This is a genomic window from Steroidobacter flavus (genome assembly GCF_042651805.1).
GTDB classification, from domain to species: Bacteria; Pseudomonadota; Gammaproteobacteria; order Steroidobacterales; family Steroidobacteraceae; genus Steroidobacter; species Steroidobacter flavus.
On the sequence record NZ_JBHSDU010000003.1, the window covers coordinates 1,954,581 to 1,971,342 of the forward strand.

General features: G+C 61.3%; 18 protein-coding genes. 2 read left to right on the forward strand and 16 right to left on the reverse strand.

The annotated features are described in order from the left end of the window. Window positions 1-5: 5 nt before the first annotated feature. From ACFPN2_RS13935 to ACFPN2_RS13985, 11 genes are read right to left on the reverse strand one after another with little or no spacing between them, the layout of a single operon-like run. Window positions 6-554: a hypothetical protein gene (locus ACFPN2_RS13935; RefSeq protein ID WP_380597473.1), complete on the reverse strand. Its 549-nt coding sequence runs from the start codon at window positions 552-554 to the stop codon at window positions 6-8. Next, window positions 551-754 carry a hypothetical protein gene (locus ACFPN2_RS13940; RefSeq protein WP_380597475.1) on the reverse strand — a complete coding sequence of 68 codons (204 nt, stop codon included), beginning with the start codon at window positions 752-754 and terminating at the stop codon, window positions 551-553. Before ACFPN2_RS13940 ends, ACFPN2_RS13935 begins: the two co-directional genes overlap by 4 nt. Before the next feature lie 56 nt (window positions 755-810). After that, window positions 811-1,971: a Tox-REase-5 domain-containing protein gene (locus ACFPN2_RS13945; RefSeq protein WP_380597476.1), complete on the reverse strand. Its 1,161-nt coding sequence runs from the start codon at window positions 1,969-1,971 to the stop codon at window positions 811-813. Window positions 1,972-1,974: 3 nt separating this feature from the next. Next, window positions 1,975-4,212 (reverse strand): TadE/TadG family type IV pilus assembly protein, encoded by a 2,238-nt coding sequence (locus ACFPN2_RS13950; protein WP_380597478.1) that lies wholly within the window; start codon window positions 4,210-4,212, stop codon window positions 1,975-1,977. Window positions 4,213-4,239: 27 nt separating this feature from the next. Continuing rightward, window positions 4,240-5,283: a type II and III secretion system protein family protein gene (locus tag ACFPN2_RS13955; protein ID WP_380597480.1), complete on the reverse strand. Its 1,044-nt coding sequence runs from the start codon at window positions 5,281-5,283 to the stop codon at window positions 4,240-4,242. Beyond that, window positions 5,280-6,083 (reverse strand): Flp pilus assembly protein CpaB, encoded by an 804-nt coding sequence (gene cpaB, locus ACFPN2_RS13960; protein ID WP_380597482.1) that lies wholly within the window; start codon window positions 6,081-6,083, stop codon window positions 5,280-5,282. The genes ACFPN2_RS13955 and cpaB overlap by 4 nt, the downstream gene beginning before the upstream one ends. Window positions 6,084-6,108: 25 nt before the next feature. Further along, complete coding sequence (locus ACFPN2_RS13965; protein ID WP_380597484.1) at window positions 6,109-6,264, reverse strand: hypothetical protein; 156 nt, start codon at window positions 6,262-6,264, stop codon at window positions 6,109-6,111. Beyond that, window positions 6,261-6,971 carry a hypothetical protein gene (locus ACFPN2_RS13970; protein ID WP_380597486.1) on the reverse strand — a complete coding sequence of 237 codons (711 nt, stop codon included), beginning with the start codon at window positions 6,969-6,971 and terminating at the stop codon, window positions 6,261-6,263. The genes ACFPN2_RS13965 and ACFPN2_RS13970 overlap by 4 nt, the downstream gene beginning before the upstream one ends. 3 nt (window positions 6,972-6,974) lie before the next feature. Further along, complete coding sequence (locus tag ACFPN2_RS13975; RefSeq protein ID WP_380597488.1) at window positions 6,975-7,763, reverse strand: hypothetical protein; 789 nt, start codon at window positions 7,761-7,763, stop codon at window positions 6,975-6,977. 2 nt (window positions 7,764-7,765) lie between these two features. Beyond that, window positions 7,766-9,052: a pilus assembly protein TadG-related protein gene (locus ACFPN2_RS13980; protein ID WP_380597490.1), complete on the reverse strand. Its 1,287-nt coding sequence runs from the start codon at window positions 9,050-9,052 to the stop codon at window positions 7,766-7,768. Continuing rightward, complete coding sequence (locus ACFPN2_RS13985) at window positions 8,961-9,254, reverse strand: Flp family type IVb pilin (protein WP_380597492.1); 294 nt, start codon at window positions 9,252-9,254, stop codon at window positions 8,961-8,963. Before ACFPN2_RS13985 ends, ACFPN2_RS13980 begins: the two co-directional genes overlap by 92 nt. Before the next feature lie 152 nt (window positions 9,255-9,406). On the opposite strand from ACFPN2_RS13985, the gene ACFPN2_RS13990 reads away from it, so the two are divergent. Beyond that, window positions 9,407-10,696, forward strand: a complete 1,290-nt coding sequence (locus ACFPN2_RS13990; protein ID WP_380597494.1) for a metal-dependent hydrolase family protein — start codon at window positions 9,407-9,409, stop codon at window positions 10,694-10,696. A 6-nt stretch (window positions 10,697-10,702) separates the two neighbouring features. Here the strand turns inward: ACFPN2_RS13990 and ACFPN2_RS13995 are convergent, their stop codons facing one another. Both ACFPN2_RS13995 and ada read right to left on the reverse strand, forming a co-directional pair. Next, window positions 10,703-11,551 carry a dienelactone hydrolase family protein gene (locus tag ACFPN2_RS13995; protein ID WP_380597496.1) on the reverse strand — a complete coding sequence of 283 codons (849 nt, stop codon included), beginning with the start codon at window positions 11,549-11,551 and terminating at the stop codon, window positions 10,703-10,705. 94 nt (window positions 11,552-11,645) lie between these two features. Then, on the reverse strand, window positions 11,646-12,716 hold the full coding sequence (ada, locus tag ACFPN2_RS14000) for a bifunctional DNA-binding transcriptional regulator/O6-methylguanine-DNA methyltransferase Ada (protein WP_380597498.1): 1,071 nt from the start codon (window positions 12,714-12,716) through the stop codon (window positions 11,646-11,648). Window positions 12,717-12,937: 221 nt separating this feature from the next. Here ada and ACFPN2_RS14005 point away from each other — a divergent pair, with 221 nt between their 5' ends. Then, window positions 12,938-13,843 carry a c-type cytochrome gene (locus ACFPN2_RS14005; protein WP_380597500.1) on the forward strand — a complete coding sequence of 302 codons (906 nt, stop codon included), beginning with the start codon at window positions 12,938-12,940 and terminating at the stop codon, window positions 13,841-13,843. Between the two features lie 8 nt (window positions 13,844-13,851). Here the strand turns inward: ACFPN2_RS14005 and ACFPN2_RS14010 are convergent, their stop codons facing one another. The 3 genes from ACFPN2_RS14010 to mnmE are packed head-to-tail and all read right to left on the reverse strand — an operon-like array spanning window position 13,852 to window position 16,754. Continuing rightward, window positions 13,852-14,940, reverse strand: a complete 1,089-nt coding sequence (locus ACFPN2_RS14010) for a hypothetical protein (RefSeq protein ID WP_380597502.1) — start codon at window positions 14,938-14,940, stop codon at window positions 13,852-13,854. A gap of 57 nt (window positions 14,941-14,997) precedes the next feature. Further along, window positions 14,998-15,378, reverse strand: a complete 381-nt coding sequence (locus ACFPN2_RS14015; RefSeq protein WP_380597504.1) for a hypothetical protein — start codon at window positions 15,376-15,378, stop codon at window positions 14,998-15,000. Window positions 15,379-15,392: 14 nt separating this feature from the next. After that, window positions 15,393-16,754, reverse strand: a complete 1,362-nt coding sequence (mnmE, locus tag ACFPN2_RS14020) for a tRNA uridine-5-carboxymethylaminomethyl(34) synthesis GTPase MnmE (protein WP_380597506.1) — start codon at window positions 16,752-16,754, stop codon at window positions 15,393-15,395. Window positions 16,755-16,762 lie beyond the last annotated feature (8 nt).

Consider the following 16,762-nt stretch of genomic DNA (forward strand, 5'->3'; position numbering starts at 1 on the left):
TGCGCTCACTCGAGATAACGCAGATGCGTCCACGAGCGGCGGACGTGCTCAGCGAGGTGCGCCAACTTTCCTCTCAATGTCACCACCTGCATCACCACCATCGGCATTCCCTCGCGATGACCGAAGAATACGTGCACGTCGACGGGGACGTTCCGCGGCTCCGCCTGGAAGGTCGCTTCGTATCCCGTTAATTCTCCGTACTGCGCCTCGATGAGTTGCTCAGGTGGCAGCGTGCGATAGTTGAGTGCCATCTGATACAGCACGCCTCGTGCCGCATCCTCGAGCTCGCCGTCCTGGAACTTCATTCGCGGCGCTATCGTCCAGCTCATGTGCGCCGGCGGGTACGCCAGCGCGGGCGTTTCGGCGCTGAAGGTCAGCGCGGTGGCACTTTGCTTCAGACTGGTTTCCCACTCTGGATCCTGCTCGGTCCAGATTTCGAGGTTCATGACAGACAAACGATGAATGATCATTGGACGACCGACCCTGGTTGCCGCGGTGACATCTTTCGACTGGATTGCGCACAGGCATGCGATGAGCAGCGCTGCGTACTTCATGGTCCGGCCTCGTTCGATTGCGCGGCTATGAGGCCGATGAGAAAGGTCGTCGTGGTTGCTACCAGGCCGCTCCAGTGATGGGTTCGCCTGAATGCGTCCCGCCAGTTCAGCCTTGCCAGCGTTAGAAACATCACCAGCCAAATGAGGGCGTACGAGAGTACGAAGCGGCCGATGAGATTGCCGAGCAGATAGGGGCTCATGGGTTTTGCATTCCTTTGCGGGTGGGGGTCATTGGCGTTCCTTGCCTTGGTTTTCGTCAGGGTTTGGTGAGTGCTTCTTCCAGCGGGGTGTGGATTACTCGGAGTTGCTGTTCCGTGATGTCGGTGTAGTCGGCGAGCAGTGCACGTACCTGGTGCGCCGGCTCTTCCAATCCAATGTGCCACTCAATCGGCACGCCGCCCGCTTTCGCTGCGGCTCTCACTTGTCGCTTCGCTTCGTTTAAGACTGGGCCGTCCCAGTTTCTCAGGCCCCATTCCTTTGGGTGTCTCTTGAGGCGCCGGAATAGTTTGGCGTAGAGCAGTACTTTGCGGTCCGCGTCGTAGCCGTCGAAGTTGATGCAGTGAACGGTGTACTTTCGATTCGCCGGCGCGCCGGTGATGTACTGCTCGTAGATCGTTTCTTCCTGATCCGGCGGCCAGCCTTCAATTGCATACGTCGCATCGTTGACCAGCCCGAATTCGTCCAGGACGTCCCTCACTCGTTTACCGGCGGCTACGTCGGAAGGATTGTTCGCGTCGGGCATGTGAGGGGTTGTTTCTATCAGGATGCCGTTGGCGAAGGGTTCGTGGCGGATGTCGGGGGGGAGGCATTTCGATAGGTGCGGAAAGGGGAGGTAGAAGAGCCATTGGCCGGCGTAAGAATTCCGGCTCTGGCCTTTTACTGCACGCTCATAGTCGTAGAGCGCTATCCCGCCGATCCTACATTCCCAAGTTTGGATGAGTGTCCCTAACAGCTGGCGAAAGCGAGCTGGGGTTCGAGCGTCGCCAGCAGGCAACTCCATGACAGTCCCAGCATCAGGTTCAGTTGAAATTGAGTCTCCACGGAGCCGCAAGTACGCGCCACCAGTATTCGGTGGCAGAACCGATTGGCCATCTTTGTAAGCGCAATAAGAGACCGCAAATCCGCTGTGGCTAAGCGATTCGCTGCCCAGCCCTCCTTCAGCTAACAAGTTCAAATAGTCGCCCGCGTGATTCTCGTCAAACGCATATCTGCGAATTAGCTCTGCTGATGGATGCTCTTCATCGGGCGCTGGTGATAGCGCCTCCTTGGCAACTACCGTCAGTGTCTGAAAGGAGGCATCCAGTTTTGCAAGGGTCGCGAGAGTGTTTAGGCTCCGCTGCTGATACGCGCCAAAGTTGGACCTTGACCATGTACCGCTAGAGGACCATATGGAAACAATGCGGCTAGCGTTCTTCACTCATCACCCTTGTATGTCGGACAGCGGAGTGAAGATCACAATGATCCTATCCCTGTCGACTCGACGGTTGATCCCTCTGTCCAGTATCGCGCTGATACGCAGTGCCATTTCTTCGTCCACTACGCGCCACTCGATAGATGTTCCTGCTGTTCTTACAGCAGCAATCTGACGTTCAGCTTCTTCGAGCAACTTATCCGTCAACGCCCGCTTCAGCGGCTCATACCGACACCGATCCCCAAGCGGACACTCCTGCGTCCAATGCTTGGCATCTAACAACACATCTCGATTCGCGTCGTAGCCGTCGAAATTCACGCCGTTGACATTGTACTCAACACCGCGAGGAGCGCCGGTGATGAGTTCCTGGTAGCGGTAGGCATCGTTATCGGGGCGGGTAATGGAAGACCACGCGCCGGGGCCGCCGTCGGTGGCGCCGAGGGCAAAGTTGCTGGGGCTGCGAGGGACGGGGTAGCGGACGCGGAGGGTGCAGGTGGCGTTGTGAGCCCAGACGCGTTCGGCGCCGACGAAATAGCTCGAATCGTTGGCGACAGTGAGATTGAAAACCTGCAGCGCCGAATCGACGCGGCGGTTCGAAAGTACGAGCGTGTCGCCGCCGGCAGTGGCGACTGGCGCGCCGAGCTCGATGTCGCGAACGGCGGTCCAGCCGCGGCCCTGCACCCACAGCGGGTGCTCGTCCGTAACCGCAAACCGAGACGCCTCAGTCTCAACAACTCGATAAGTGTCCGCACGACGCGAGAAAACATGAGTAACGAGCTGCGAACGATCGAGATAGTCACGATCGCTGCGCGCATCCACCCACTCGCCCGGCTCGAGCGATTGGATAGGAACACTGCGATCTCCAACCCAAACGGAAGTATCAGCAGCGAAGCTCGCGCAGCCGAGTTCACGTTTGGTGGCATCGGCAGCAGCGCGAAGGCCGGCGCGACCGAAGCGGGCGAGCTTGGCCGCCAGCTTGAGCATGAAGGCCGGGCTGACATAGCTGCCCAGCACGCGGCCGCGATCGAACGAATCGCATTCGACGAGTTGGCTGAGGTCGTGACCGAGCGCGGCGCCGATGGTCTGAGCGGTGCCGACAGGGTCCTCCATGAAGGACATCGCCAGCTCATAAACACCACGCGCCGTCTCGATCGGATCGGTGATCGCAGCGACCAGATCGCCAATCTGACCGCGCAGTCCTTCCCAGAAACCGCGAACGAATTCGTAGGCATCGGCAGCGAGACCCCGAAGCTCGTCCCAAACGCGACCGAGCGCGCTTTGATCTTCCGCAGCCGGCGCGGCAGGTGTGTCAGCGGGAGTGCAGAGCGGCGTTTGAGTGCCGGGATCGGAAGGGCCACCGCCGTTGTCTTCATCGACGGAAGAATCGTCACCGCTCGCATCGGAAGGCGGCGGCGCGGCACCGTCACCGAACCCGAAGAATCCATCGCCGAGCGAAATGCCTGCGTGATCGGAAGATCCAGGCGAACTCTGCGTATCACCCGACGCATCGCCTTCATCGTTGTGACTTGCATCACCGCCCGACTCACCAAGGCCAGCGGCAACTCGCGCAACATCAGGAAGATCCGATCGCGAAACCAGCAGCTCGCTGAAGCGCAGCGGGCTCTGCATGCGCACAGTCGCCGTCGACGTGATCGGCAACCGATTCCGACGCAGCAGCTGCTGGTGAAATGCATCGCCATCGCGCGTCAACCGAAGCAGGCGCGAGAGGAAGCCATTGACCAGCGGAACCTTTAGCTCGTATCCATACGTGATCTCGACGCGTAGGAGGTTCGCGTCTTGAATGTTGAGTCCGCCGCTCGCGCCCGTCCGCGTGTCGCGAGCGTGCAAGCGATCGTTCGGCAGCTCACGAACGCCATCGACCTCAACCGCAAAGTCATCGAAGGCTTCGCGCGTCGGATTGAGGATGCGGATGCGCGCATCGGTGAGCAGCTCGCCTTCGAGGCGAGCGATAGATGCAGCGACGCCTTGTAACGAAGCGTCCGGCGAGTTGAGCGGCGCCAGCCCCTGAGCAAGACCGTGCCGAAGGGCAGCAGGCGTCGCATTCGCGACCGCTCCAGCTCGCGCCGCTTGGAGAGCCGCATGATTCAGCGTCGCCTTCGCCTGATAGACGAAGCCGAACTGAATGACCGCCAGGATGACGACCAGCAACAGCGGCAGCGCAATCGTCGCTTCGACGATTGCAGCTCCACGTTGCCGACATCCGCGGCTTGTTCGAGTCACATCCATGTGACGCTTGCTTTCCTTAATTAGGCGCTAGTCTTTCAACCGTGGCTTGAGCGCTTCATCCGAGTCGCGCTTGAGCCGGTCGAAGCGCTGCACGCCTTCGTTGACCGAATCCGAACCGATGATTTCCGGCGTAACGAGCACGACGAGCTCGGTCTCGCCGCGACGAAACTGTCGTGACTTGAACAGCTCGCCAATGACCGGCAGCGCGCCGAGCCCCGGAACCTTTGCGACGGTTTTCGCATCGTCAGCGCTGAACAACCCGGCGACGACCATCGGCTCGCCGGAGTGCACATTCATTTCCGTATTGGTCTTGCGAGTCGCGAAGCCAGGAATGCCGAGCACGGAGTTGGCTTTGTCGACGCTGCTGACTTCGACGCCGACCTTGGTACGAATCAGCCCGGCATCGTTCGCACGCGGCTCGACATTGAGCAGGATGCCGAACTGCTTGAACGTGACGTTGAGTGCGCCGTCCTGGTTCTGAACCGGAATCGGGACTTCACCGCCGACGACGAAGTCCGCCTGGCCGCCACTGATACACGTCAGTGTCGGCTCCGCGAGCAACCGAGCATCGCCGCGACTCATCAGCAGATGGATCACGGAATCGAGAGACGAAGAGATATCCACGCCGTCGTCCGTGCTAAGCACGGGACCGGCGGCGACATCTGCCCAATCGACACCGATATCGCGCAGCGCCGATTTGCGAACTTCGATGAGCTTCGCCTTGATGAGAATCGTGGTCTCGGCTTGCAGCGTCGGCACAGGTGCGGCGATCGGATCGACGATGCCCAGCACTTGCACGAGATAGGCAACGCTCGACCCATCGCGCGACCAGATGCGCAGATCCGTGGTGCCGGCCTTGCGCCCGAGCACGAGAATTTCCTGGGTGTCATCGAGCACCTTGATATCGATCGTGGCGCCGTCGCCGGCGGACACGCGCTTCGCACCGGGCGAGCGGATCAGCAGGCTTTGACCGACCGGCACGGAGAGCACAGACACCGGCGCTTGCTGAAGTGCCTCGGGTGTCGGAATGCCAAGCGCCAGTGCGGTCATCAACCAAGTACTAACGCTCATGACTCGACCCCGCCGAGAATCACTTGCACACGCAGCCGCGGCCGTGAAGGCGCCATCGGCGCATCGCCTTTCAGCAAACTGGTTTTCGTCACTCGAGCGATGCGCGGGATCGTTCGATCATCCGGCTGCCGAAGCGCGACGGTGATTCTTCCGGCCTCTTGAGCGAGCGTGATCTTGGCGGCGTCCGCAGGATCGACGGCGACGGTGATCGTGCGGAAAGCCGCGGACTGCAAGCGATCCGGCAACGAATGTTCGTTGGCCTGCGTTCGTATGCCCGTGGCAATGACCGGCACGGAGAACAGCAACGGCACAGTGACGCTGTCGTTCGCGGCTGCAGTCGTGAAGAGCAGATCGATGCGATCGCCCGGCGCAAGCATTCCCGCAATCGACGCTTCTTCGTCGACTGGAAACGTGAGCGCCCGCATTCCCTCGGGCAGCTGCGCCGAAAAGCCAGCGCCCGCGCCTTGAGCGAGATGAGTATTGAGAATGGTCTCGCCACTGCGCACAGGTCGCGACAGCACGCGCCCGGCGATCTCGTCCCAATGCTCGGACCTCACCGCGTCCGCATGCAGGAATGTGTTGGGCACTTCGCGAACAGCGACGGTTTGGCTCGAAAGCACCGAGCCCGGCGCAAGGTCCACCTTCGCGACCACAACGTTGACGAGCCGATACTGCTTTTGCAGTTGCTCGCGCTCCGCGTGCAGTTCGTCATCGATATAACCTTTGACGAAGTACGCTGAGCCGCCGCCGGCAGTGAGCGCGCCGCCTAGCATGAGTGCGGTGATCCAGATGCCTTTCATTGCTCGTCCTTGAGCGAGAGGAGAATTAGAACGGAATCATCAAGGCCCACGAAAATTCATCGTGATGCTCGATGAGCAGCGCCAACACGGCCTGCGCGCCTCGCCACACCGCCATCAAGCCAACAAGAATCGCGAGGTATTCGGCTGAGCCCCAGCCGCTTTGGTGTCGCTGGAGATTCATGATTTCTTCCAGGTGATGACGATGGCGGTGTTCGCCGGGCGAGCCGCGTCGGGAACGATGACGAGCAGCGCTTGCTCCGCTTGACGCTGGGCTTCGAGTACAAAGCCGCGATGACTTTGATACGTCGGTCGCGTGTCGATGATGTTCCAGCCGCTCGTGATCAACAGCTGCGAGAACGCCTGCGCTTCGGCAAACGGCGTCCGGTCGCTCGACAGGCTGATATGTTCCGACTGAATGCCCGCATCGTCGTACTGCTGCAAATTGACGATGCGAGCACCGGACGGCCGCGGGAAGTCAGTGTGTAGCCTGAGCGTGCCGGCTTCGAGCGCAGGACTCACCAAAATCGTTCCCTCGCTTCCCGTCGCCGCCGGACGAGCATGCACGGTGACGAAATGCTCGTGCGACTTGAACATCAGCACGCGCCACGGTGAATTCACCGAGCGTCGCACGTCGTGACTGCCCAGCGATTTCAGCTGAGACTCGTAGTAGTTGAGGACGGCATCCGGCGACAACCGCGACTCGAACGCCTTGAGCGTCATCGGCAGCCCGTTCATTCGCATACTGCGAGCGATCCACTGAGCGGTGCCATTGGGTGGCGCGGCGAGATCAGGAAGTTGCGCTGTAATCCGAGTCAAACGTTCGGCATGCGCCGGCAACATCAGCAAGATGAGCAGCAACGCGCCGAGTCGGAATGTATAGGTCGGCATGGCTCACTCTCCTTCCTGATCGACGACATAGGCGGAGGGCAGGGAGCTGGAACGAGGTCGCAGTTGCGGATCCCAACCGTACTGACCTTCACCATACAGCGGCCCGCCTTTGCTCAGAGCCTGCAGGGCGATGACCCGCCCTGGCAACTCGAGATCTTCGATGAGCTCGTTGACGGTGATGCGATCCACTCTGCGGCCGAACTCGCTTTCGTCGCGCGGCGACCAGGTGTCACTGAGCAACGCGCCCGTGGCACGTTGTGTGAGCGGAGAATCGCGATGGGCCAGCAGCGGGCGAATGTTTGCTTCGACGGTGGCGCTGGCGAAAGAACGGCGATTCAAGTTGAGGTCGTCCATCCTCAGCGCCTGAGCCACCGAACCGACGGGGCCGGTCCCGTGAGCCAGGCCGGGCATCAGCACGTAGCCAGCGTCGACAGGAACTGCACCGTCAGCAGCGAGGAATGAAACACCCGGCGGGGTCAGCAACGACTGACGATAATGTCGCCACAGTGGATTTTGCGAGACGCCTTCGGATCGCAGTGAGTCGATCGCCATCATTCCCGTGCTGGGATCGCCGAAGGTACGATCGAGCGCTTCGATCCTGACATCGTCATCTGACTTGGTGCTGCCGCTCCACACAGTGCGCTCCCACACCGAGTAGCGGAGCGCATCGAAGCTCTTGTGCTTCACATCCAGCTGCTTTCCGAGCAGCGCGATGCCACCGAGGAAAGGTGTGAGCACCGCCACGGCGACGACCGTCTCGACCATGGCGTTACCGCGATTCGTGGAGCGCATGATCAGAAGCTCCACGTGATGGGCGCGAGCTTCGCTTCCCAGAAAGGGTTGAACAGATTGGCGTACTCGTGCCTTCGTTCACCGAGCGACAAGAAGGCCGAGCCGCGCGGCCGCCGAAACTCCACACGGGCAATCGCAGCGACCGCCAACGGATGGGCCGTCGAGGTCATGCCGAGCAGATCTGCCGTTGCCACGTTTGCCTGAGATTTAGTGGCTATCGCCGCGATACGAAGTGACGCATCCCGAGGCGAACCAGAAACGTTGTAGTACGCCGGCACGCCGGAATAGTTCGAAGCGAATTCACGCGCGGTGGCGCTGCTGACTCGGTCGCCGATCCGTTGCCAGCGGTGCCAACCGAACAAGCTACGCGTGCGAAACTGCAGCTGATCCTCGGCGCGCCAGTCAGCCACTCGATCCGTCTGGCTCATCGAAGTCGCGCCGCGCTTGCGAAGCTGTACTGCGAGCAAGTTCTCTCGCCATCCTCGTTCGCCTGCAATCCATCGCTGCAGATCCGAATTGCCGCGCAGACTCGCATTCACCAGCAGTTGCATGGAGTTGCTGTCGCGACTGGCGGTGTAGCGTTGGATGAATGTAGGCACAGCAGCCGCTTGCGTCATCAGCTGTGCTTCGAGCAGCGCTTGCAGTTCCTCCGGCAGGAGTGAGAGCGCATCGCCGTCGTTGATGCGAATGTGCGGATCGTACGTCCGACCCGTCTGATCCATCAGACTCTGCACATTGCGAAAGGCGAGCGACGCCTGTGCCTCCGCCTGCGCGGCGCGAATGTTCGTGTTCCACGCATCGATGGCAGGGATGCTGATCTCGGCGGCTTGCTCGGTCGCGTCACGGACCTGCGCAGAGATTTGCTCGACGAGCTCCACGTACTGACCGACGTACGGGATCCACTGGGTGACCCGATCGATGGCGGCGATCGAGTCGTTGATATAGCGAACCCAGCTCACATAAGAAACGAAATGCCCGACGGCAACGTGATTGGCGATCATGGCTCGGTTGGTATAGGCAATGAAGTTGAGATGGCGTGCGGTCCACACCGCACCGCTATACGCCGCGGCATCCGCGGCGTTAGCGACCTGCGATCGCTCCGTGATCTTCTGTCCGGTGTTGAACATCACCGTCAGCACAGCGCTGCTGATGAGCACACCGAACAGAGCCACGGGCGCGATCTGTCCACGAGGGCGCTTACTGAGCAGCATTGGTCTGTTGGTTGTAAGTGGAGAGGCTGTCCGCTTGAGCGGCCCGGTTTTGGGCCGTGGTCGCGGAAGCCTGGGCATCGGTGATGTCTTGCGTGGCCGATTGACCCGCCATCTCGCGGCTCATGCCGGCCAGTTGGTTTTGAAGAACATCGCCGAAGGCGGCGAACAACCCGATGCCGGCGACGGCCACCAGCGCGGTGATGATGATGTACTCGCTCATTCCCTGGCCGCGCTGTGCACTGCGCGAGTGCGCCAGCGAAATCTTCTGTTTGCTATCCATTGCAGTCTCCTTGGGTGCGGAGACGACACAGTAATGGCGCGAGACTGGCAAAAAACGCCAAATACTTGCGCTTTCGTCGAGAAATAGCCGTGCTGTTTTCCTTTGAAACGTGAAGGGGTATCGTGCCGCACCAGCAAAATGGGAGGAACGCGATGCGGTTAGCAGTGAAGTTGGCGTTGGGATTGGCGGTCGTGGTCGGCTCGGCGCAAGCCGCCGAAACGCCTCAGCCCATCGTGCTGAAGGCGGCCTATCTGTTCGACAGCAAGTCGGGCAACCTCACGAACGGCGGCGCCGTGCTCGTGGAAGGCGACAAGATCAAGGCGCTCGGCTCACAAGCCGTGCCGGCCAATGCGAAGGTGATCGATCTCGGCGATGCGACGCTGATGCCGGGCTTCATCGATGCCCACACGCACATCACCATGGAAGGCCACAATGATTTCTACAAGGGCTTCCACGCGGATATGTATCGCTTCCCCGCGGAGCAGTCCTTCTTCGCTGCCGTGTATGCAAAGCGCACGATCGAAGCCGGCTTCACCACCGTCCGGAACGTGGGCGCCGGTGAATTCGTCGACGTGGGTTTGCGTAACGCCGTCAACGCCGGCCTCACCCCGGGCCCAACGATTCTGACCGCGGTCCACTCGGTGGGCTCCACCGGCGGTCACTGCGACCAGGGTCCGTTCCCGCCGGATCGCATCGCGCCGCTCGGTGTTCAAGACGGTGTATGCAATGGCGCCGATGAGTGCCGCGCGGCCGTGCGCTACCAGCTGAAGTGGGGCGCTGACGTGATCAAGATTTGCTCGTCAGGTGGCGTGCTCTCGGAAGCCGATCCGGTGGACGTGCCGCAGCTGACGCCCGATGAGTTGAACGCCATCATGTCGGAAGCGCATGCGTGGAAGCGCAAAGTGGCCGCGCACTCTCACGGCGATCTCGCCGCCCGCCAGGCTGTCGAAGCCGGGGTGGATTCCATCGAGCACGGCAGCTTCCTCAGCGACGAAACCCTCAAGCTGATGAAGGCGAAGGGCACTTACCTGGTGCCGACGCGTCTCGCGGTCTGGTGGGTAAACCAGGTCGCCGACAAGTTCCCGCCGGCGATTGCAGCCAAGGCCCGCGCGACGCTGCACGAGCACGAGCGCATGTTCCGCTCGGCGCTGAAGATCGGTGTGCCGATTGCGTTCGGCACTGACTCGGGTGTGTCACCGCATGGCATGAACGCCAAGGAGTTCAAGTTGCTGACGGACATCGGCATGCAGCCGGCCGCAGCGCTGGTTTCCGGCACGCGCGAATCGGCAAAATTGCTCGGCATCGCCGATCAGGTCGGCACGCTCGAAGCGGGCAAGATCGCCGACATCGTCGCCGTCAAAGGCAACGTGTTGAACAACATCGCCGCGACCGAACAGCCCGTGTTCGTGATGAAGCACGGCGTGGTGGTGAAGCAGCCGTAACTGGCGCTAACTGAAGCGCCTGGCGAGGAATTCTTGCCAGCGCTTCTTCGCCAGCAATTGATACCCCTTGTCGAAGGTCGTCGATGAGGGCAGGTAAAACCCCGGGCCGGCGCCACTATATAAATAGAGCTCGCGCCGGTCCGGAGCGACCGCCACGAACCGCCCCAGCCAGTTCAGCTGCTCGCGATCGATCGCCGGGTCCGCGGTCCCGGCATGAAACTGAACGGGGACATTCAGCCGCGCCAGCAAGGTGATCAGGTCCGGGCGCGGATCGGTCTTGGATTTTTCGGTCGCTTCGATGGGCGTGGACAGCGTGATCACGCCAACGATGCCGAGCGGATCGTTCAGCGCCATGCGTAACGCGGTATAGCCCGCCGCGCCGAATCCCAAAATCACGACGGGATTGGCATTCGGCGCGCTGCCGTTCAACGTGACGATGCCGGCACGCACATCGCCTTCAACGTCGAGATTGAAGGCCTCGCTCAGCAAGGCGTCCGGATGGGTGGAAATCTTGGCCGTGCCGCGCTGAGCGCAATCGATCACGAGCGCGACGTAACCGGTTCGGGCCACCTCGCGCGCCAGCTCCTGCAGTTCTTTGGGAATGCCCGGACTGTCGTGAATGATCACGACGGTGGTTTGATTGCTCGCGCCCATGGGGACGGCTTGATACGCAGGCAGCAGCGTTCCGCCGTTATCGACAGTGAGCCCGCGAGCCTCGATGTCCCACACTCGAGCGGCGGCATCGGCCACCGTCGTCGCGCCCAGCGCCGACGCGGCGGTCAGTTGCAGAGCCGTCGCGAGGAACTCCCTTCGCGTCGCTGGTGGCTCATCTTCGTCTAAACAACCCAGGCACATACCGCCTCCCGCAGCATGCTATGTCGCATGCGCGCTCATTATCAGCACGAGTAGCGGGTGCGCAAGGATCCATCCCGAAGATGTGAACTGCAGCTCATCGCTTGCTGGCCGCACGTTCCGTATCGAGCAACACTCGCTTTCTCTGCATGCCCCAGCGATAACCGCCCAGCTCGCCGGTGCCCCGCACGACGCGATGACACGGGATCAACAGCGCAACCGAGTTGGTGGCGCACGCCCTGGCAACGGCTCGAGCGGCGCTGGGTTTGCCGATGGCGGCCGCGACTTCCGCATACGATCGGACTTCGCCGTACGGCAGCTTCTGCAAGTAGCGCCACACGATCAGCTGGAATGCCGTGCCTCGCACGTCCAGGGGCAGATCGAGTCGGGGCTCGAGCCCTCGCAGATGACGATTCAGCGCGGCGATCCACGATTCGAACTCGTTGCGCGAGCTGTCGGGCATCGCTTGCACCGTAGCGGCGGGGAACTGCAGCTGCAAATCATCGAGCAAGGCTCGATCGTTCTCGCCGAACTGCAGGAAACAAATGCCGCGATCGGTGGCGCCGATCATCATCAATCCCAGCGGAGTCTGGCCGCTCGCGTAAGAGATCGTGAGGCCTTTGCCGCCGCTGCGGTATTCGCTGGGTGTCATGCCGAGCTGACCGTCCGCCTTCTCGTACACACGGCTGCCCGAGCCGAAGCCCGCTTGATAGATCGCATCCGCGACGGGCGCTTCGTTACGCAGCTCTTTTTTGAGCATGCGAACCCGAGCCGCCGTCTGATATTCCTTCGGGCTGCTGCCCATGATTGCTTTGAAACTGCGTTGCAAATGGAATGGGCTGTAGCCGGAGCGTTTGGCGAGTTGTTCCAGGCTGAGCTTGCTGTCGGGCGCGGCATCGATTTGCCGGGCCAGCTCGTGCACGACCTGATTCAACACATTTGCCGAAACGCCGGTGGGCCTGCAGCGCTTGCAGGGCCGCAGACCGGCACGTTCCGCCGCTTCGGCGGTGGTGAAGAAACGAACGTTCTTCCGCAACGGCCGGCGCGAGTTGCAGGAAGGCCGGCAATACACGCCAGTGGTCATGACGCCATAGAAAAACTCACCGTCGCGGCTGGCGTCGCGGTTCTGTACCGCGCTCCACAAGGCATCGTCGTTCGCGTTGGACATGGCAGGTCTCCTCTTTGCTTGGGTCGCAGTTTTGCGTGCGGCCGGCTCGGAAGATTCCCGCCTCTTGCTGTGTAATTTTCTGGACTGCTTGGGCATGTCAGGTGACTTCAAGTGTAGCCCGCCCCTGGCGAAAGTGAGCAGCGTGCGTGGCTCTTCCGGGCCAGTGTTGGCTGCCCCTTCGTACGCTGTAATCCAGCCATCGATATGCAGAATACGCCGCCATGAACAAGCTCATGAAAATCGTCGGGGGCTCGTTGGCGGTCCTGGCTGCCGGAGTGGGTATTGCTGCTGGCGCCGCGGTGGTGCTCAGCGAGCGCAAGATGAATCGGGTCGTCGACGTGCCGATTGCGTCGGTGAATTTCGCTTCGTTCAATCCCGATCTGGCGCGCGGTGAATATCTGTTTCAGACCCGCGGCTGCACGGAATGTCATGGCACGCGCGGCGAGGGCAAAGTCGTCATCGACGATCCGAGCGGCGGTTTGTATATCGCCTCGCCAAACATTACTCGCGGCGGTGGCGGTGCGGCTGCGAGATACAGCGACACCGATTGGGTCGCGCTCCTTCGCCATGGCCTGAAGCCGGGCCGCGTTCCCGCCTTTGTCATGCCGAGTGAAGACTACGCTCAGATGGCCGATGAAGATGTGGCGGCGCTGGTGACTTACATTCGCTCCATGCCGCCGTCAGCCGAGCGCAAGACCGAGATGCGCATTCCGCTGTTGGTGAAAGCGCTCTATGTCGCCGGCATTGCCCAGGATGCGTCCGAGAAGATCGATCACACCAAACCCGCGCCGACTCGCGTGCCGGTCGATACGCATGCGCAAGGCGAGTACATCTCGAAGACCTGCGTCGGTTGTCATGGTCAGGGCTTCTCTGGCGGCCCGATTCCCGGTGCTCCGCCCGTCTGGCCCGCGGCGGCGAATCTCACTTCCGCCGCGGATAGTGCGATGACACAGCGCTACGCCTCGGTCGAGCAGTTCCGTCAGATGATGCGTTCTGGCAAGCGAGCGGACGGCACCAGCATCGGCGTGATGCCTTTCGAAAGCCTGCGCGGCATGACCGATACTGAACTGGATGCGTTGTTCGGGTTCTTGAAGACCCTGCAACCCAGAACGTCTGGCACGCGTTGATCTCTCGTTTACTGGCCGACGGCGACTTTCTTGTACCCCGTCGGCAGCTCGAACGATTGCGGACTCACTGCATCGGTGCTCACTGATACGAGCTCTGTGCTCATATTCATCAGAGAGAACAGGCCACCTGGCAATTGCGTGGGTGGCGCGGCGGCTTCGGGTGCCGGTGCTGCTTTCTTCTTACCAAACATTCCGCCCAAGGCACCGCCGAGCGCTTGACCGATGCTGGTCGGTGAGGCGGTGCTCTCCTGCTGACCGCCGGCCTGCATCTGCTGAGTGCTTTGACACTGCGGGCCGCCCACGCCGAGCCCGAAACTCAGCCTGACCGGATACCCTTTCACGTCGCGCATCTTGGTCGCGACTTCACTCCACAGGCCTTTGTAGCGGCCGAACATCGTCTCCGCGCGCTCGGCAAAATCTTTCGAGCCCGCGGTGCCCATTCCCATCTTCTCTGCAAATGCCTGCTGATACGCCTGCGCTTCGGCGGACGCCTGGAAGTCCGGCGCGACCCACTGATCGAACACCAGGCCAAAATCGCAGACCTGGCCGGTCTTCTTGTCCTTGCAGGATTGGGTAGCAGTGATGGTGACGCGCTCAGCCTGGTGACCGGCGATCGATGCTTTCTCGCCCGAGCGAATGACGTCGCTCTTCGGCTCGGACCATTCGCATTGCGACTCATCGACACCGGAAGTGCCCTGTTGCTGCGCCGCCTGCGCTTCCTGCATCTGCTGCGACACCTTCTGCATCTGCGCCCGGGTCTCGGCGAACGTGGTTTCGGTATAGGTCTTCTTCTTGTTGTCGAGCGAATACATCTTGTCCTGATCCAGCCGCACGATCTCGGTCGAATCGCCGCCGATGCCGCGCGCGAAGGTCCGCATCAAGCCGGATTCGAACTGCAGGTTACTGTCGGTGCGCGCCCGTTGACCCGAAATCGACGTGGTCGTCGTGCCGCTCATGTTGGCCATCTTCATCATGCCGGCGCCGCTGATGCTCATGCGCTCGGTGATGATGACGTCTGACTGCGCAGCGGTGCTCAGAATCGCGGCCAGGGCGCCTGCCAGAACGGCGCGTGTAGGAATAGTTCTGAACGATTGCATCGTGACCTCCATCTCCAGCTTCGGGTGCCGGCGAAGGTAACTAACGCAATCCTCCGCTCATTCCTGCCACTTTTGCAATCGCGACTTCAGCGCACGCCAGTGCGCCGCCGCAAACGCTCTCGCTTCGATTTCGTAGCAGTTATGCCAATAACCGTTGCGAGCTGACTCGAGCAGATATTTCCAGATCGTGAGCCGTCGGATCTGCCACTGACGCAACACATGGAAGTATTCGTGCAGGACGAGCTCGGGATCGTTCCAGAAATCGTTTGCTGAACCGCGCAACAAGATGCGGCCGCGTCGCGTGGTCGCGCGTGCGCCGAAATGCATGCGCGCGTATAGAGAGTTTTCGACAACGCGGATGTGCTCGACCGGTTCGCCGAAAATGTCGCGGAGAGCGATGGCGAGAGAGGCGGGAATCGAGGAGCGCTGGCCGAACATTGGGCCGCCGCTCGCTACTTGCCGATACAAAACGTCGTGAAGATCCGCCCGAGCAAATCGTCCGGCGTGAACTCGCCGGTGATTTCGCCGAGACATTGCTGAGCCTGGCGCAGCTCTTCCGCCATCAATTCGCCGGCGCGCTTTTCCATGAGCTGGCGTTGCGCTTCATTCAAATGAGCGGAGGCACGATCCAGCGCGTCGAGATGCCGACGGCGCGCGGAGATCGTGCTCGTGCCGGCGCCTTGGAATCCCATGCATTCCTTCAGGTGCTCACGAAGCAGATCGATGCCGTCGCCGCTCGTTGCTGATACATGCAAACGCGGCGGCTGGGATTGTTCGTAACGAGATTGCGCCTGCGCGAGGTCGATCTTGTTCAGGATGACGCTCACGGGAATGTCGGCCGGTAAACTGGCGAGTTCAGCTTGCATGGCTTCGTCGTCCAGACCGCGAGTCGCATCGATCACATAAAGGATGCGATCGGCGCGAGTCATTTCATTTCTGGCGCGGCGGATGCCTTCAGCTTCGACAACATCGGCGTCTTCGCGAAGGCCGGCGGTGTCGGCGATGTGCAAAGGCATGCCGTCGATGTGAATCCGCTCGCGAAGGACGTCGCGAGTCGTGCCGGGAATGTCGGTCACGATGGCGGCTTCGTAGCCGGCGAGCCGATTCAGCAAACTGGATTTGCCGGCGTTCGGACGGCCGGCAATGACGACAGTCATGCCTTCGCGAAGCAACGCACCTTGTTGCGCTTTCGCGGTGATCTGTTCGCAGAGCTCGATGGTTGAAGCGATGCGTTCATGCAAGACGGTGTCGGCGAGAAAGTCGACTTCCTCTTCCGGGAAATCGATCGCGGCTTCCACATGCATGCGTGTTTCCGTGACCGCTTCGGTCAGCGAATGAACGGCAACGGAAAACTCACCTTGTAACGATCGAAGCGCGGCACGCGCTGCCTGGCTCGAGCCGCTGTCGATGAGATCGGCGATGGCTTCGGCCTGCGTCAGATCGATCTTGTCGTTCAGGAAGGCGCGCTGGGTGAATTCGCCCGGCTGCGCGACACGCGCGCCGAGGCTGACGACTCGAGCGAGCAACATATCCATGACGACGGGACCGCCATGGCCATGCAGTTCGAGAACATCTTCGCCGGTGAACGAGTTCGGCGCGGGAAAGTAGAGGGCGAGGCCGCCGTCGAGCATTTCACCGTCGGCGTCACGAAAGATTCGCAACACTGCATGCCGCGGCTCCGGCAGATCGCCGAGCACTTCGGCGGCAATGGTGGGTGCGAGGCGGCCCGAGATTCGCACCATCCCGACGCCACCGCGACCCGGCGGCGTTGCAATCGCCGCGATGGTGTCAGTGTCGCCGGGACGGGGTGTCATGCCTCGAG

Bases quoted from the DNA above. Each gene is read 5' to 3' on its own strand.
- ACFPN2_RS13935 (WP_380597473.1), bottom strand. From the start codon at position 554: ATGAAGTACGCAGCGCTGCTCATCGCATGCCTGTGCGCAATCCAGTCG.
- ACFPN2_RS13940 (WP_380597475.1), bottom strand. From the start codon at position 754: ATGAGCCCCTATCTGCTCGGCAATCTCATCGGCCGCTTCGTACTCTCG.
- ACFPN2_RS13950 (WP_380597478.1), bottom strand. From the start codon at position 4,212: ATGGATGTGACTCGAACAAGCCGCGGATGTCGGCAACGTGGAGCTGCA.
- ACFPN2_RS13955 (WP_380597480.1), bottom strand. From the start codon at position 5,283: ATGAGCGTTAGTACTTGGTTGATGACCGCACTGGCGCTTGGCATTCCG.
- cpaB (WP_380597482.1), bottom strand. From the start codon at position 6,083: ATGAAAGGCATCTGGATCACCGCACTCATGCTAGGCGGCGCGCTCACT.
- ACFPN2_RS13965 (WP_380597484.1), bottom strand. From the start codon at position 6,264: ATGAATCTCCAGCGACACCAAAGCGGCTGGGGCTCAGCCGAATACCTC.
- ACFPN2_RS13970 (WP_380597486.1), bottom strand. From the start codon at position 6,971: ATGCCGACCTATACATTCCGACTCGGCGCGTTGCTGCTCATCTTGCTG.
- ACFPN2_RS13975 (WP_380597488.1), bottom strand. From the start codon at position 7,763: ATGCGCTCCACGAATCGCGGTAACGCCATGGTCGAGACGGTCGTCGCC.
- ACFPN2_RS13980 (WP_380597490.1), bottom strand. From the start codon at position 9,052: ATGCCCAGGCTTCCGCGACCACGGCCCAAAACCGGGCCGCTCAAGCGG.
- ACFPN2_RS13985 (WP_380597492.1), bottom strand. From the start codon at position 9,254: ATGGATAGCAAACAGAAGATTTCGCTGGCGCACTCGCGCAGTGCACAG.
- ACFPN2_RS13990 (WP_380597494.1), top strand. From the start codon at position 9,407: ATGCGGTTAGCAGTGAAGTTGGCGTTGGGATTGGCGGTCGTGGTCGGC.
- ACFPN2_RS13995 (WP_380597496.1), bottom strand. From the start codon at position 11,551: ATGTGCCTGGGTTGTTTAGACGAAGATGAGCCACCAGCGACGCGAAGG.
- ada (WP_380597498.1), bottom strand. From the start codon at position 12,716: ATGTCCAACGCGAACGACGATGCCTTGTGGAGCGCGGTACAGAACCGC.
- ACFPN2_RS14005 (WP_380597500.1), top strand. From the start codon at position 12,938: ATGAACAAGCTCATGAAAATCGTCGGGGGCTCGTTGGCGGTCCTGGCT.
- ACFPN2_RS14010 (WP_380597502.1), bottom strand. From the start codon at position 14,940: ATGCAATCGTTCAGAACTATTCCTACACGCGCCGTTCTGGCAGGCGCC.
- ACFPN2_RS14015 (WP_380597504.1), bottom strand. From the start codon at position 15,378: ATGTTCGGCCAGCGCTCCTCGATTCCCGCCTCTCTCGCCATCGCTCTC.
- mnmE (WP_380597506.1), bottom strand. From the start codon at position 16,754: ATGACACCCCGTCCCGGCGACACTGACACCATCGCGGCGATTGCAACG.